Genomic DNA, 16,023 nt, shown 5'->3' with positions numbered 1-16,023 from the left:
CATGGTTTTAAATATATACATGACTTTTTCACAAAACGTAATCACCAATACAGAAAACAAGATAATTCCGGAGAAAATTTCGAATGAAGTAGCAACAGCTTTATCTTTTTATCCGGAGTTAAAAGAAGTATGTATAGAGTTTAAGTTCAAATCGTCTTTGAGCAAATCATTTATGAAAGCCCAACCTAAGTTTACTTCACTTATTAAGCCTAAAGACAAAAGAAAATATGTAATTCTAATGAGTAAAACTTTTAAAATAGATGGATTAGAATTGAAAATTCAGGATGTTCCTTCTAATGTGTTGATTGGTTGGATTGGACATGAGTTAGGTCACATCATGGATTATCAGAATAGAAGTAGTATCAACTTGGTTTTTTTTGGATTGAAATATTGGCTTTCCGAAAGTTATATTAGAGAAGCAGAACGAGCAGCTGATACCTATGCTGTAACTCACTCAATGAAAGATTATATTCTTGAAACCAAAAAATTTATCCTAAACCATAGCTCATTATCAGAAAAGTATAAAGAACGAATCCGGCAGCTGTATTTATCGCCAGACGAAATATTATTATTAGTGGAGGAACAAGAACAAAATTAGTATTTTTTGTTCTTACCTTAGATTAAACTAATTATCACATCAGAATGGAACCAATACTCGACAAAGCAGAAAACTATATATTCGATTTATTTAAAAATGAGTTACCTAAAACATTTTTATACCACAATTTTCTGCACACGCAGCGAGTGGTGGAGAGCGTGGTAGAAATTTGCGAAAACTCTGACGTACCACAAGAGGAAAAAGAAGTATTAATAATTGCTGCTTGGTTCCACGATGCTGGTTACGTAAATGGAGTAGAGAATCACGAGGAAGAAAGCGTAACCGTATTTAAAAAATTCATAGCTGATTACGAATTTGATTCGGTTAAAAAAGAAAAAATAGTAGCCTGTATTATGGCTACAAAATTTGATCAGGAGCCAACTACCAAGTTAGAAGAAATTTTGAAAGACGCTGATAATTCTCATTTGGCAAAAGATTATTACAAAGAAGTAAATGAATTATTGCGACAAGAGCTAAGTTTGCAAGGGATATCGGATTATTCATCTGTAGAATGGAGAGAACAAAATTTACAACTTTTTACTCAAGGTCATAAGTATTACACCAGATATGCGATTGAGAATTGGGAGCCATTAAAAAATAAGAACTTATTAAGCATCATAAAAAAAGGCAAGAAGAGAAAGAAAAAAAGACAGAAAGAAGATCTTAAGGCTAAATTAAAAGCAAAATATAAAAATGAAAGTCCAGAAAGAGGAATTCAAACTTTGTATCGGGTAACACTAAGAAATCACATTAAACTAAGTGATATTGCAGATACCAAAGCCAATATACTATTGTCTGTTAATGCAATTATTATATCCCTAGCTTTGGCCAATCTTATCCCAAAACTGGACGCTCCCAGCAATAAACATTTAATGATCCCAAGTCTTATTTTAGTATTATTCAGTGTGGCAGCAATTATTTTATCGATTATGTCTACGCAACCAAAGGTAACAGGTGGTGAATTTACCAGGGATCAGGTCAAAAACCGAAAGGTAAACCTGTTGTTTTTCGGAAATTTTTACAAAATGCCTTATGATCGTTATCAGGAGGCTATTGATAAAGTAATAGAAGACAAGGATTATGTATATAAAATGCTAACGCAAGATTTATATTTCTTAGGGGTCGTTTTAAAGAAAAAGTACGCATTACTTAAAATTACATATATAGTTTTTACTATAGGAATTATATTATCTGTCATCGCATTTATTATTGCGTTTGGAACTATTTAAAAAAACAAAATTATGGCAATCATTGGATCATTAATTAAAGGGGCGATTCATTTAAAAGATACACTATCTACAGAACCTAATGACATAGAATCACAAAAAGAAGTTTTAAAAGAATTACTTTCTAAAGCATCTCAAACAAATTTTGGTAAAGAGTATGATTTTGAAAATATTCTGAAGTCTGGAAATATACAGAAAGAGTTTGCAAGAAAAATCCCATATTTTGATTATCACCAATTATTAGAAAAATGGTGGAATAGAACCATTGCGGGTGAAGAAAATATAACCTGGCCTGGCAGTCCGGATTATTTCGCGCTAAGTTCTGGTACCACCGGTAAAAAGAGTAAACGTATTCCGGTGACGCAAGAAATGATTGAAGCTATTCGTAAAGCAGGTATCAAACAAGTTGAAGCATTGTCAAACTTTGATTTGCCTTCATCTTTTTTCGAGAAAGAAATTATGATGTTAGGTAGCTCAACTGATCTACAAGAAAGAGATGGTCATCTAGAAGGAGAAATTAGCGGAATTAGCGCTAGTAATATTCCTTTTTGGTTTGAAGGATATTATAAACCTGGTAAAGATATTGCCAAAATTGATGATTGGGATGACAGGGTTCAGAGAATTGCAGAAAAAGCCAAACAATGGGATATTGGAGCTCTTAGCGGAATCCCATCTTGGATGGAGCTAATGCTTCAAAAAGTCATTGATTACCATAAAGTAGATACTATTCATGATATCTGGCCAAACTTGCAAGTATATACATCTGGCGGAGTAGCATTTGCTCCTTATGAAAAGAGCTTTAATAATTTGCTTCGACATCCCATTACAGTAATTGATACCTATTTAGCTTCAGAAGGGTTTATAGCATATCAGGAACGACCTGAAACTGATGCCATGAAATTAATAACAGATAATGGTATTTATTTTGAATTTGTTCCCTTTCAGCCCGAATATATCAATCAAGATGGATCTTTAAAGCAGGATGCTCCTTCCATTACACTCGCAGAGGTAGAGTTAAATCAAGATTATGTGTTATTAATGAGTACGGTATCCGGCGCTTGGAGATATATTATTGGTGACACCATTGAATTTACGGATATCGAAAGATTTGAAATTAGAATCACCGGAAGAACCAAGTTTTTTCTAAATGTTGTTGGATCGCAATTATCTGTTAATAAGATGAATACAGCGCTAAGAGCGATAGAAGAACAATTTGATATTGAAATACCTGAATTTACATTAGCAGCAACTAGAATAGATGATGAATTCTACCATCATTGGTATTTGGGAACAGATAGTAAAGTAGATGAAGCGACTCTGGCAAATAAATTAGATGAGGTATTAAAGGATGCGAATAAAAATTACAAAGTGGCTCGTAGCAAAGCGTTAAAAGGTGTAAAAGTCACAACAGTACCACCTATGGCTTTTTCTGAATGGAGTGGAGCACAGAAAAAGAAAGGTGGACAGGTAAAGATGGAACGCGTGATGTCTGAAGAGAAATTTGAAGAATGGGAAGCATTTGTCGCTAACAATATTTCTATCCAAAACTAAAATGATGAATTACAAAAATATAATGATAACAATGTTAACGATCCTTGTTTCGGGTTGTGCATTGTATGAACCAAAATATAGAGATCCTTATAACGAATCAGTAGTTCACGATGAAAAGGATATTGAAAAGACTTTTTACCTAATTGGAGATGCAGGATATGCTAAGCCGGGTGAGAGTACACCTGCCTTGCTTGCCTTGGAAAAGTATTTAGAAAATCATAAACAAAAAGGAAACTATACAATTTTTCTAGGAGACAATATATATCCTGATGGAATGCCTAAAAAAGAGGAAAAAGACAGAAAAATTGCAGAACATCGACTGGATGTGCAAATTGATGCCGTAAAAAACTTCGATGGACAAATTTACTTTATACCTGGCAACCATGATTGGTACAATGAAGGATTAAAAGGATTAAAAAGAGAAGAAGAATATTTTGAAGATAGACTTGATGATAAAAAGCTTTTTAAACCAAAGACAGGATGTGCTCTGGAAAGTATTGAAATAACAGAGAATATACAACTTATCATTCTTGATTCCCAATGGTACTTAGAAGATTGGGATAAGCATCCAACTATCAATGATAATTGCCCGGAAATAAAGACTCGTGAGGCTATGTTTTTAGAAGTAGAGAGTGAGTTTAAGAAAAATCAGGATAAAACTATTTTATTTGCACTGCACCATCCGTTATATACAAATGGAATCCACGGCGGAAAATATGCACCGATTAAGCATATTTATCCTTCTCAAAAAAAGATACCATTACCAATACTAGGCTCTCTGGCAATGCAAATTCGTACAAGTGGAGCCGTTTCTACTCAGGACAACCAAAACAAGCAGTATAAATCACTTGTACAACGATTAGAAACACTCGCCAAAGGAGCAAATAGGATTATTTTTGCTTCAGGTCACGAACATTCTTTACAGTATATAGAACACGAAGGGGTTAAACAAATAGTTTCTGGAGCTGGAGCAAAAAACTCTTATGCAACTTTAAGCAACGATGGGCTTTTTGCATATGGTGGACAAGGTTTTGTGAGGTTGGATATACTTAAAGATGGATCCTCGTGGGCTTCTTATTTCGGAAGTAAAAACAATGAGCCTAAATTACTTTATAGAAAAGAAATCTACACAAAAATTCCTACATACGATCTTTCTTCAATTCCCGAAGTGACACAACAAACCATAGAAGCTTCGGTATATGAAACGGAAGGAACTGAACGCACAGAATTTTACGAAAGTATTTGGGGTGATCACTATAGAGAATTATACGGAAAAAAAATCACAGCTAAAGTAGCTTTACTAGATACGCTCTACGGGGGATTAGAAGTGGTTAGAAAAGGAGGAGGACATCAAACGCGCTCTATACGATTACAAGATAAAAATGGTAAGCAATATAATATGAGGGCTTTGAAAAAAAGTGGTATTAAGTTTTTGCAATCTACTGTTTTTAGAAATAATTATGTGGAAGAATCTCTAGAAGATACGGTGTCCGAAGATATTTTACTTGACTTTTATACTGCGGGACATCCCTACATTTTTACCGTAATCCCTGAGCTTTCTGAAGCTGTCGGAATTTTTCATACCAATCCTAAACTGTATTACATTCCGAAACAGAAATCATTAGGAAAATATAATGATGCATTTGGAGACGAATTATATATGATAGAAGAAAGACCTGAAGAAAATCATAAAGATTTAGCTTCCTTTGGAAAACCGGACGATATAGAGAGTACCGCCGATGTATATGAGCGATTGCGCAGAGATGAGAAATATAAGGTTGATGAACCTTCGTACATCAGAGCTAGAATTTTTGATATGTTAATTGGTGATTGGGATCGCCATCAAGATCAATGGAGATGGGCAGAATATGAATTGGAGAACGGAGATCACATTTTTAAACCAATCCCCAGAGATCGAGATCAGGCTTTCTCTAACTTCGATGGTGGGTTTTTGGGAACTTTAAGAGGTTTGATGGGGTTTGCAAATCAATTTCAGGTGTATGATGAAGAATTAAAAGATGTGAAATGGATTAATTCTTCTGCAACGAGATTAGATAGAACATTAATTCGAAACAGTGGTAGAGATGAGTGGTTGAAACAGGCAAAACATATTCAGGAAAATTTAACAAATGCCGCGATTGAAGATGCTTTTGAGAATATTCCACCGGAGGCAAAAGGAGAAGATTTAGATAATATTAAAAAGAACTTAAAAGGAAGACGTAAAAATATTATTGATATTGCTGATAGGTACTATGACTGTTTGACACGGCTTTCCATCGTAACGGGTACAGATAAGGATGATTATTTTGATATTGAGCGGTTATCCGAAGGTAAAACCAGAATTACGGTTTATCGAATTAAGGATGGGGAAAAAAGCACTATTGTAAGTGATAAAACTTTTGATAAAAAAGACACTAAAGAAATATGGATTTATGGTTTGGACGATGATGATGTCTTCGAGTCCCGAGGAAAAGCAGATAATCCAATCAGGATTAATATCATTGGAGGACAAAACAATGATATATACAAGCTAACAAAAGGTAGGAAAATTAAAGTGTATGATCATAAAAGCAAACCCAATACGGTAGAAGAAACTAACAAAGCCAAGATCCGTTTTACCGATAACTATCAAATTAATAATTTCGATAAAAATGAAGGGGTGATAACAACTTCTTCAGTATTGCCAACCATTGGATTTAATCCTGATGATGGTATTCGAATTGGGCCCATGGCGATCTTTACAATAAATGGTTTTCATCGCAATCCTTTTTCCAGTAGCCATAGTTTTTCTGGAGGATATTACTTTGCTACACAAGGTTTTGATCTTGGATATAGAGGAGAATTTGCAGGGATTTTAGGGGATTATAACGTTCTTATTAGTGCAAAGTATACGAGCCCTAACTTTGCTATCAATTTTTTTGGAATAGGAAATGAAACCTCCAATAATCAAGATGAGCTGGATTTTGATTATAACAGAGTAAAGTTAAGCACTTATAAATTTTCTTTAGGAGCTGTTAAAAGTGGTCGCTTAGGTAGTTATTTCGAGTATAAAGGTTCAATAGAGGGTATTAGAGTAGATGATACAGCCGAAAGATTTATTACTCAAGAAGCTAACCTTCAAAATCCTGGAGATTTTGAGCGCAAATGGTTTGCAGGATTGGATGGTACCTACCGATATGAAAGTTATGATGTTGTTGTAAATCCTACAAGAGGTATGAAATTTGAAATTAATGTAGGAGGCAGGATGAATATAGATAATACGAACAGAACCTTTGGGTATTTAAAGCCTCATTTAAGTTTTTACAATGCATTGTCCAGAAATAGGAAACTAGTATTAAGAACAGCCGCACAAGGCCAGGTTAACATCGGAGAGAATTTTGAGTTCTATCAAGGTGCTCAGTTAGGAGCAGATAATTTATTAAGAGCTTATAGAACCGAACGGTTCACTGGTCAATCTTCATTAGCAGGGAGTGCAGATATTCGCTACAGTTTTAATCAGTTCAAGACAAGTATTTTGCCATTACAAATAGGAATTTTTACTGGAGCAGATACAGGTAGGGTTTGGATTTCAGATAATGACCAATCTGATAAATGGCATAGTAGTCTGGGTGGTGGATTTTGGATTAATAGTGCAAATGCGATGAGTGGTACATTCAATTTATTTACCGGGGAGGATGGGGCACGATTTTCTTTTGCTTTTGCATTCAAATTTTAAAATCAATATATGATAAAATCTATTCTATTTGTCATAATCAGTGTGTTTGCGTGGTCTGTTCAATCCCAGGTATCTGATCTTGCACGAATAGAATATACTTTTTTTCCGCAGAGAGAAAGTGATAACTCATTTAGAAGGTTACGTGTTTTTGCCAAATACCCTATAAAACTAAATAATCGCGGTAGTTATTTGGTTCCTGGAATAGAGTATAGAAACGTAAATTTTATTTATCGTGATGTCACAAGTTTTGATACACGGGATCTAGAGCGTTTTGGTTCTTTTGAAGCAAGTTTGGCGTATACTTTCAAGCTTAAAAATAATTGGCGTTTTGCAGCGCAAGCCGGGGCAATTGCGGCATCAAATTTTGAAGAAGGCGGTATAATTTCGGATGATGTTTTATTTACCGGATCTGTTTATTTTGTTAAAGATAAAACCAGAGAAGCATTACCAAAACCTTGGCGATTAATTCTTGGTATTCGATATTCTACCACTGCAGGACGACCTTTCCCGTTACCTTTTGTGAATTATTATAGAGAATTTCGTCCGTACTGGTCATTTGTCTTGGGAGTTCCTAAATCTAATATCAAATTTCGGTTTAAAAGGAGAAATGCACTACAAGCTTTTGTTACGTTGGATGGTTTTTTTGCCAATATTCAAAATAACAGAAGCTTTGTAGATGATATCACTTTAGAGGAGAAAATAGCTAACAATATCTCAATGACAATAGTGCTAGCAGGGCTTGGATATGAGAGATATATAACAGATCATATCGTTTTTTATACATATACAGGTTTTACGGTGATCAATGACATAAGGTTGCGAAATGATGACCAAGAAAAAGTATTAACAATTAATGATCAGAATAGCTTTTATATACGTGGTGGGTTAAAGGTGAAGCTTTAAAAAACAGCTGAAAATAGTGATTCGTTATGCTGTTTTGGTTTATTAGAATACAAATCAACGTTTTTGAACATTGGGTAATCGAGCAGCTTTATTTGCGCCAAAAAGTCCTAATAGAGACAATACCAGAATAACACCTTCTATAGATATAATAGAGGCCAATGCACTAATTCCTCCTGTGATTAATAATATGATACCTATTAGCGTGTTACTTATGGCTACATAATCGGTTCTTTTGTTATCTTTTGCCATATCTATAATATATGTTTTGCGGCCTAATCGAACGCCACTGTGAGCAATTCCTAAAATAAAGAAAGCCATAGGGTATAGCCAATATTGATTTCTTAAAAACGGCACATAACTAATAAAGAAAAACATAATCAACCCTAAAATAGAGGTAATGATGGCTCCAATCATCATAACTTTGTTGCTGGAAACATCTGCCATTTGACCCCAGATAGGAGCACTAATAATAGCCGCAACACCATTGGCTATAATTAAAAGCCCGAGCAGATAGCTCTCGTTACCTAGATATTTTTGGGCTAACAAAACATAAAAGGGAGCCGATAGAGCAGAGCATAATAATAAAGATCTGGAAATAATGAAATTTCTAAAAATAGTATCGGTTTTGAGTATTTTTAGTTTTGTAACAAGAGCCTGAATATCATTTTTACTTTCAGTGGTTTGAGCAGGAAATTCTTTGATATTTGCATAAATTATCGCGGCTACTAGCCATAAAGAACTAGCAAAAAATAAAATACTACTGTAGAATGTAATGCCCTGTTCTTGATTAGATGGATAAATCAAAAAAAGACCAGCGATCAATACCAGCATACCCGATAGAGAACTGGTATATCCCTTTAGTTTTCCTCTTCTGGTTTTAGGAATCGTTTTGCCCAGAACATCTTTTGATGAAATAGAGCTAAGGCTTCTGGATAGACTAAATACTATAAGCAAAAGGATGATGAACCAGCCAGCTTCGGTACCCTCAAAGTAGAGGGACACCATTCCAATCAATGCAATAGATATAAACTGAAAAAATGCACCTAATATCCATACCCATTTTCTAATTTTTTTAGTTTTTATATAATTAGATAACAATATTTGAGGAATCATAGATCCAGATTCTCTGATGGGTACTATAAAGCTTATTAGGTACACGGGAGCATGAACATAACTCATAACCCAGGTTAAAACTGTTTTTGGATTGCTAAGCGTGTCTCCTAGTTTTATAAAAACACTACTTAAGAGTAGAATAAAGTAATTTCTTGGAACGTGATTGCAGGCCTTTTTATCGATGCCCTTACAAATACGTTCTTCTTTTTCATTATTAATTATTTTATAAAGTTTTTCAACATATTTCATTGATCAGAACCTGGTTTGCGCATTTAAATATCAATTTTATTGGTACCATAAAGGATTAAATTTTATAAAAGAGGGCTAAAGAACCTTGCTACACCTTCAGAAAGCTTTCTTCTTATTGATCTGTTTTTATAGGTGTCATATGCTAGAAGTATGCCTTTTTCACAGTCTGCCGTGAAATCTTTACAGATGCTTTCGGCAATTTCTTCATCATAAATTAAGGCATTTGTTTCAAAATTATGTTCAAAACTTCGGTGATCAAAGTTACCTGATCCTACCGAAGCAATCTCACCATCCATAACTATTACTTTACTATGAAGAAAGTCATCTTGTTGTTGGTAAATTTCAATACCCAAGTAAAGTAATTCTTCAAAAAACGATAACATACTGTACTTAGCTAACCAGGAATCCGATTTTTTTGGTACTAAAAGTTTTATGTTAACTCCGCTTAGTGCTGCAATTCTTAATGCTTCCAGCATAGCGCTATTTGGTATAAAATAAGGATTAGAAATGTAAATATATTCTTCGGCCAGATTGATCATAGATATATACTGCTGCATAATGGACGGATGATCAGAATCAGGACCACCTGCAATGATCTGAATGGTTGTATTGCCTTCTCCCTCTAATTCCGGAAGGTATTCGTTTTTAAGCAACAATTCCTGATCACTGGCAAAATAATAATCCTTTATAAAAACTCGATGAAGATGATCAACGGCAGGACCTTTAAGATATAAATGTGTATCATCCCAAATACCTAATTCAGAGTTGGATTTGATATATTTATCAGAGATATTTACACCACCCGTAAAACCCACTTTTCCGTCTATAATAATAATCTTTCTATGATTTCTATAGTTTAAAGTAAACAGAAAACTTCCATAGTGTAGCGGCATAATGGGATACACTTTTGCACCGATGTCTTTGAATTTTTTAATAGCTTTTTTTCTAAGAGAATAACTTCCTATGGCATCGTAGAGTATGCGTACTTCTACATTATTTTTAAGTTTGTCTTCTAATAAAGAAAAAAGTCTATCAAATAATTCACCTTCTTCAAATATGTAATATTGAAGATGTATGAATTTTTCTGCTTTTTTCAATTCTTCAAAAATAATATCAAAGGTCTCCTTACCATTTTGTAATACGGAAACCTTATTTGAAGGTAGAGCAGGGAATTTAGAGCTATTGCGCATTAACTTGGATAGTTTTAATCGCTTTTTGTTATCAAATTCTACCTGTCGTTCTTTGACTAATCGGTCACTGAAATTTTCATCATACAGTTTTCTTCTGACAGTTTGTTTCAGTTTAAAAAACTTAAATCGCCTTCGGTTAATACCAAAAACAATATATAACACTATTCCGAACACAGGAAATATAAGAACTATTAAAAGCCAGCTTAAAGATTTGGTAGGTCTTGAGCCATAAAGGATGATATGTATAATAGCTAGTATGGTAAGAACTCCGTAGAGACTAATGGCAATTGTCATATCAAAGGTTGTTTTGTGCTTTTTGAGCGTTTTTATGTTTTAAATGAGTTACTATTTATCTGTATAGGATTACAGCAACTTACCGTAAAAACATAATTTTAATAAAATTAAAAATTTAAATGCTATGGGAATCATTTCAACAGATAAAAATAAAATTACATTGATTTATCATTCAGAATCATCTCTTGGTAAACAAACCCTTGGATATGTCAATTCTTCTAAAAAAGATATCTTGCCAATAGACACTTTAAAAACCAATATACCTGAAACGCAATGGGTAGAGATTAGTGATCAACTTAATGTAAAAGTTTCGGGGCTGATTGATAAAAAACATCCTAAATTTAAAGAATTGTACAATTCGGACATAGAATTAGACACCAAAGGTTGGCTCAAAATCATAAGTAATCATCCAGAAGTTGTGGTAAATCCTATTTTAATAATAGGAGAAGAGTTTTATCAAATAACAAACCCATCAGACTTTGTAAAATATATTGAACCCGATAGTGCAGGTGTATCTCGAAATCCATCCAAAGATCAATGATTTGAAATAATATCTACAGGCTTAAATATCAATAAAAAAGCAAGTAAATTATTTACTTGCTTTTTCTCGTATGGTATTCTTATCCAGTTGAGGTCTTTTGTTTGTCGATTTAGGTTTTCCGAAGTCAGTTAAGGGTTTATCTTCTTCCTTTCTTTTAAATTTCTTGTCCATGATTTTTAATTTTTGATGTGTTTAATAAAAATAATTTAGCCTATATTAAGATATTAGCAAGGTATATACACATAATAAAGAACAGTATAAAAAAGAAGTGTATGCTAAATTTTACCATCTTTTTTAATTGAAAATTATTCTTGATACTATTTTTTCTTCTTTTAAATAACATTATGTGTAACCTGGTTTATGGAAACAGGTAAAGGCCTACCCAACTTACCTGTTTCCAAAATGCAGTATAATCTGCTAAAAATCAATTATCGTCAGTTGCATCTTCTACAGCGTCTTTTACATCTTCTGCACCATCCTCTACAGCATCTCCAACATCTTCTACGGCATCCTCAACTTTTTCTCCTGTAGTCTTTTTTTCTCTACAACTTAATGTCATTGCAACTAGTAAACACATTGTTGCAATTGATATGATTGTTTTTTTCATAATTGTTTCAATTTTAAATGAATTATGCCTTGAATTTTTTACCGAATATGAGAGATACGATAAAAAGAATGATAAAAATGAAGAATAATATTTTGGCAATACTAGCCGCTCCGGCTGCAATACCTCCAAATCCGAATATTCCCGCAACTATTGCTAGAATAATAAAAATTACTGTCCAACGTAACATAAATTAATGGTTTTAATTAGTTGTTATAAGCCCTACTGTTTACAAATAGAGTATGATTTGATTTTCAAATCTTTATAAAGTAAATTTCAATAAATAAGAGATAACTTTTTGACTGTATCGCAAGCAATCTTAACTCCATTACTATTATGAGTTAGTTTTTGTTTATTTATGGTAAATTAGAGGTATATTTATAGAATACCAACCACAATAAATATTCATGAAGAAAAAAATTCAAATTAAGGATGAAAACGTAAAGGATATTGTCATTGATTTGGCAAGCAGTTTAGGAGTTGAGTACGAAGAGTCATACCACGAATACTGCTTACGATTACCCGAAGAGTTTGGCTCGGGATATATACGTTCTTTTCAATTTGATTTTGGTGTAGGCGTAGTAGAGGCTGATTATTTATTGAAAAAGGATTTTTATTTCGAAATGGAAAAAGGGATCATACACCCCTTAAAAATTATGTTCAACCGAGAATCTGGTTTTTACCATAAATTTGAAGATGATACAGAATTTAGGAAAATAAGAAGGTTGGAGAATATCATGCTTTCTAGCATCCCGAAAAATAATCATATTTTCAAAATACCTGCTGATACTCCAATTTGCATATTTACCTTACAAATCAATAGAAAAAAATTTGAGGAGAAAATAGAGTCATTTTTACCAGAGATGAATGATGATCTTATAGAACTTTTTCGGGATGTAAATGGAATTAATAAGTTCTATTATAAAAATTATTTTAGTTTAGAGATTTCGAAGTTTATTTCAGAATTTACAGAATGTGAACTTGAAGGTTTCATGCGCCAGGTTTTTCTTGAAGGTAAAGCGTACGAAATTTTAACACATCAACTACAGCAGTATCTTGATGATCTCAATCAACCTGATAAGCGATTAATACTTCGGCAAACCACAGTAGAAAGTATAGAAAAGGCTGTGTCGATCATACAAGAAGAGTTAGAAACCATTGGCAGTGTGATAAACTTGGCAAAACGAGTAGGATTGAACCAAAATACGCTACAGACCGGTTTTAAACAACTGTACAAAACTTCTGTAAATGAGTATATTCAAAATTATAGGATCGAGACCGCAAAAGAGTTACTAGAATCAACGAGCCTTAATATTACCGAAGTGACCTATAAAGTGGGAATTAATTCCAGGAGTTATTTCTCTAAGTTATTTAAGAAAAAATATGGCATTTCTCCAAAACAATATCTGGATCAGGTAAGAAATACCAAAGATACGCAGTCTGCCTAAAACTTTTTAAATCAAAAGAATAGATTTTTTGTGTTAAATTCTTCTGTAAATAAGATAAAAATTACGACTCAAAACAGACCAATAGTGTTATTATAAGTTTCAAAATTGTTAATCTGTTTAAGACAAATCTAATTTCTTTGTACAAAACACAAAATACAAGTTAGATTGAGTAGCAATATGCAGAAATTTGAGATACATGGTGTAGACGGTGTGCAGATTTTAGAGCAGTTAAATGGTTATTTGAAGGGAGAAATAATTGAACGATGGGGCGAAAATATTCTTGAGTTTGACAATGAACTGGGAAAAGGAACGATAAGAAGTATTGCCTTTGACTGGGGAGTAACCTTGGTTGATTATGATGTGTATTTTTTTGATGATACAAAAATACTCTTTAACATAAAAGATGCCAATCCAATAGAATTTATTTTTATATCTGAAGGTAAACTAGAATATTTAAATACCGAAGAAGATGAGCCGTTCTCTTTCGATCGTTACCAAAATATTATAATCTCTACCAAAAAACTTTCCAGAGAAACTTATATTTTCCCCGAAACAGTAAATGTAAAAGTTAATTTTATTTACGTGCTTGCGGGGGAGTACGTTAAGAAGAAAAACAACAATCTTTCTCATTTAGGAAAAAGTCTTTTTTCTGCTTTCAATGGTGGTTCTGACTCGTCTTCGTATAAACATCTTGGAAATTATAATCTTAAAATAGCTGATCAAATAAAACAATTACAGGAGAGTTATGAAAGTGGTATTGTAAGAACCCTTTCGATAGAAGGTCAACTAAATTTGATTATGGCAATGCAAATGCTAGAGCATTATAATCACGAAAATGATATAGGACTCCCAGAATCACTTTGTAAAGAAGATATTAAAAAGATTCATAATCTGTCAGGTTATATCATAGATAATATTTCAGAACCATTATCTGTGAATTTTTTAGCGACCAAAGCAGGGATGAGCCCAAAAAAGCTTCAGCTTGGATTTCGGGTTTTGTATTCTAAATCAGTTAATGAATACATTCGTCAGTTAAAATTAGAAATTTCAAGAGACTACATAAAAAATACCAATGACTCTATCTCTGAAATAGTATATAAAATCGGTTTCAAGAGTAGGAGCTATTTTTCTAAGATCTTTTTTGAGCGATATGGTATCTTGCCTGCAGAATACAGAAAAAAAATTAAGTAAAGCATCAGTATTCGAGTATAAAACTACTTTTTAATCATAGAGAATTATTCTCTGGAAATATTATTGTTTTACCTTGTAATTGGGTTGAAAACAGTGATGTTTTGTATCTTTAAGTAAGTATAACCCCATTTTAAAACTGAAAGTAACCGAATGCAAACTAAAAAGGCAATAGTAAATCTGAAATTTAAATCCAATTTATCTTTAGAAGAACTTTCTAAAGTCTCTAGAGAGAGAAAACAAATTTTAAAAAACACTAAAGGTTTGATTTCCTTATTCTTATATACCAATGATGAGACCAAAACGGTTGGAGGAACTTTTATTTTTGAAAATATTGAATTGGCACACCAATACCTTGGAAAGTTTATGACCGAGGGATTAGGTCCTAAATATGGAGTAATTCCAATGACCCTAAAAATAGATGTAGGTTGCATAAAAGGTCAAATAGATGGGGCAGATTCTATTTGTTCTTAAATCTAAGGAATAGGAATACCATTATAATATACTGGTGATAACATAGAATCATACGAAATATCATTCTTGAAAAACTCTTTTGCAATAGGATATGCTTTTAAATTAGATAATTTAGAAGAGCCTAATATGTAATCTAGGTCCTCTTTGGTTGTAGAAGGATTTAACCAGGTTTTTAAGAAGGTTTTATGGACGATCACGGGCATTGTATTATCTAAATTTTGAATAGTTTCAATGACGCCTGTGGCTTTTGTCATTATAATGGAACAAGTTATAAAACCATCATCGAGAACATTGTAAATTCCAGCAAGATAAAAAGGCTTTTTGTTACTTTGATGTACATAGTATGGATATAATGATCCATTGTACAGATGATAGATAAAAAAACCTGTAACGATGATCACACAACGTCTCTTTTGATAGGGTTCTTGAAAAATACCGTTAGAATTTAAGCGATCTTTGGTAATGTGTAAGGTATTGAATACTTTCTGAAAGTCTGACCACTCCTCTTTATAGTTATCGGGTAAAATACCCCAAATGCCATATGAGATACAGTCCGGATTTTCTGAGGTAATGATAGAAATCGTACTTTCTTCTGATCCGTCTATGACAGGTGTGGGTGTATGAAGTTTGGGAAATCTATACCGAACTCCAACTTCCTGCTCTATCAATTCTCTTTCTGCTATGTTCGAAATTTTTTTATACATTCTTCCAACTTACCGTTGCAAGTAAACAAAAAAAAGCATTGAAAGTTGTCTCGTACCGTTCAAATGATAGCGCATTTAATAGCTATAAATTTAAATTTTAAAAGTTGTTACGAGTCATAATCCAATAGAGTTAATCAAAAATCTAAAAAAGACAACGATTTGAGAATAAGCCAGTTATTTTTGTATAACAACACAAAGTAACTCATTATTAACCAAGCAGTATGA

At 33.0% G+C, this 16,023-nt stretch carries 15 protein-coding genes; 9 read left to right on the top strand and 6 right to left on the bottom strand.

The genetic code is table 11. The annotated features are described in order from the left end of the window. The first annotated feature begins 19 nt into the window (after window positions 1-19). The 5 genes from ACE94K_RS17935 to ACE94K_RS17915 are packed head-to-tail and all read left to right on the top strand — an operon-like array spanning window position 20 to window position 7,993. Window positions 20-598 (top strand): hypothetical protein, encoded by a 579-nt coding sequence (locus tag ACE94K_RS17935; RefSeq protein WP_378175564.1) that lies wholly within the window; start codon window positions 20-22, stop codon window positions 596-598. Between the two features lie 44 nt (window positions 599-642). Next, window positions 643-1,827, top strand: a complete 1,185-nt coding sequence (locus tag ACE94K_RS17930; protein WP_378175561.1) for a Pycsar system effector family protein — start codon at window positions 643-645, stop codon at window positions 1,825-1,827. 12 nt (window positions 1,828-1,839) lie between these two features. Further along, window positions 1,840-3,375, top strand: coding sequence for a GH3 auxin-responsive promoter family protein (locus ACE94K_RS17925; RefSeq protein WP_378175558.1), 1,536 nt, complete (start codon window positions 1,840-1,842; stop codon window positions 3,373-3,375). 22 nt (window positions 3,376-3,397) lie between these two features. Then, the gene (locus tag ACE94K_RS17920) at window positions 3,398-7,090 is read left to right on the top strand and encodes a metallophosphoesterase (protein ID WP_378175555.1); all 3,693 of its coding nucleotides are present in this window, start codon (window positions 3,398-3,400) and stop codon (window positions 7,088-7,090) included. A gap of 9 nt (window positions 7,091-7,099) precedes the next feature. Further along, window positions 7,100-7,993 carry a DUF6268 family outer membrane beta-barrel protein gene (locus tag ACE94K_RS17915; protein WP_378175552.1) on the top strand — a complete coding sequence of 298 codons (894 nt, stop codon included), beginning with the start codon at window positions 7,100-7,102 and terminating at the stop codon, window positions 7,991-7,993. Between the two features lie 54 nt (window positions 7,994-8,047). On the opposite strand, the gene ACE94K_RS17910 is transcribed toward ACE94K_RS17915, so the two are convergent. Both ACE94K_RS17910 and cls read right to left on the bottom strand, forming a co-directional pair. Next, complete coding sequence (locus ACE94K_RS17910) at window positions 8,048-9,355, bottom strand: MFS transporter (RefSeq protein WP_378175549.1); 1,308 nt, start codon at window positions 9,353-9,355, stop codon at window positions 8,048-8,050. A 62-nt stretch (window positions 9,356-9,417) separates the two neighbouring features. Further along, on the bottom strand, window positions 9,418-10,839 hold the full coding sequence (gene cls / locus ACE94K_RS17905) for a cardiolipin synthase (RefSeq protein ID WP_378175546.1): 1,422 nt from the start codon (window positions 10,837-10,839) through the stop codon (window positions 9,418-9,420). A gap of 124 nt (window positions 10,840-10,963) precedes the next feature. Between cls and ACE94K_RS17900 the strand changes: the two genes are divergently transcribed. Next, on the top strand, window positions 10,964-11,380 hold the full coding sequence (locus tag ACE94K_RS17900) for an arsenate reductase family protein (protein WP_378175543.1): 417 nt from the start codon (window positions 10,964-10,966) through the stop codon (window positions 11,378-11,380). A 48-nt stretch (window positions 11,381-11,428) separates the two neighbouring features. Here the strand turns inward: ACE94K_RS17900 and ACE94K_RS17895 are convergent, their stop codons facing one another. From ACE94K_RS17895 to ACE94K_RS17885, 3 genes are all read right to left on the bottom strand, one after another. Next, window positions 11,429-11,551 (bottom strand): hypothetical protein, encoded by a 123-nt coding sequence (locus ACE94K_RS17895; protein ID WP_378175539.1) that lies wholly within the window; start codon window positions 11,549-11,551, stop codon window positions 11,429-11,431. Between the two features lie 253 nt (window positions 11,552-11,804). Further along, window positions 11,805-11,987: a hypothetical protein gene (locus ACE94K_RS17890; protein ID WP_378175537.1), complete on the bottom strand. Its 183-nt coding sequence runs from the start codon at window positions 11,985-11,987 to the stop codon at window positions 11,805-11,807. A 22-nt stretch (window positions 11,988-12,009) separates the two neighbouring features. After that, window positions 12,010-12,174, bottom strand: a complete 165-nt coding sequence (locus ACE94K_RS17885) for a DUF1328 family protein (RefSeq protein ID WP_378175535.1) — start codon at window positions 12,172-12,174, stop codon at window positions 12,010-12,012. Between the two features lie 217 nt (window positions 12,175-12,391). On the opposite strand from ACE94K_RS17885, the gene ACE94K_RS17880 reads away from it, so the two are divergent. From ACE94K_RS17880 to ACE94K_RS17870, 3 genes are all read left to right on the top strand, one after another. Further along, the gene (locus ACE94K_RS17880; RefSeq protein WP_378175532.1) at window positions 12,392-13,432 is read left to right on the top strand and encodes a helix-turn-helix domain-containing protein; all 1,041 of its coding nucleotides are present in this window, start codon (window positions 12,392-12,394) and stop codon (window positions 13,430-13,432) included. A 165-nt stretch (window positions 13,433-13,597) separates the two neighbouring features. Next, window positions 13,598-14,623: a helix-turn-helix domain-containing protein gene (locus tag ACE94K_RS17875; protein WP_378175529.1), complete on the top strand. Its 1,026-nt coding sequence runs from the start codon at window positions 13,598-13,600 to the stop codon at window positions 14,621-14,623. A gap of 150 nt (window positions 14,624-14,773) precedes the next feature. After that, the gene (locus ACE94K_RS17870; protein ID WP_378175526.1) at window positions 14,774-15,094 is read left to right on the top strand and encodes a hypothetical protein; all 321 of its coding nucleotides are present in this window, start codon (window positions 14,774-14,776) and stop codon (window positions 15,092-15,094) included. A gap of 2 nt (window positions 15,095-15,096) precedes the next feature. On the opposite strand, the gene ACE94K_RS17865 is transcribed toward ACE94K_RS17870, so the two are convergent. After that, window positions 15,097-15,798: an SOS response-associated peptidase gene (locus ACE94K_RS17865; RefSeq protein WP_378175523.1), complete on the bottom strand. Its 702-nt coding sequence runs from the start codon at window positions 15,796-15,798 to the stop codon at window positions 15,097-15,099. Window positions 15,799-16,023 lie beyond the last annotated feature (225 nt).

The sequence above is a fragment of the Aquimarina besae genome (assembly GCF_042434905.1).
Lineage (GTDB): Bacteria > Bacteroidota > Bacteroidia > Flavobacteriales > Flavobacteriaceae > Aquimarina.
The sequence above is the reverse complement of the archived record's forward strand: the minus strand, read 5'-3'. Positions and strand labels throughout refer to the sequence as shown.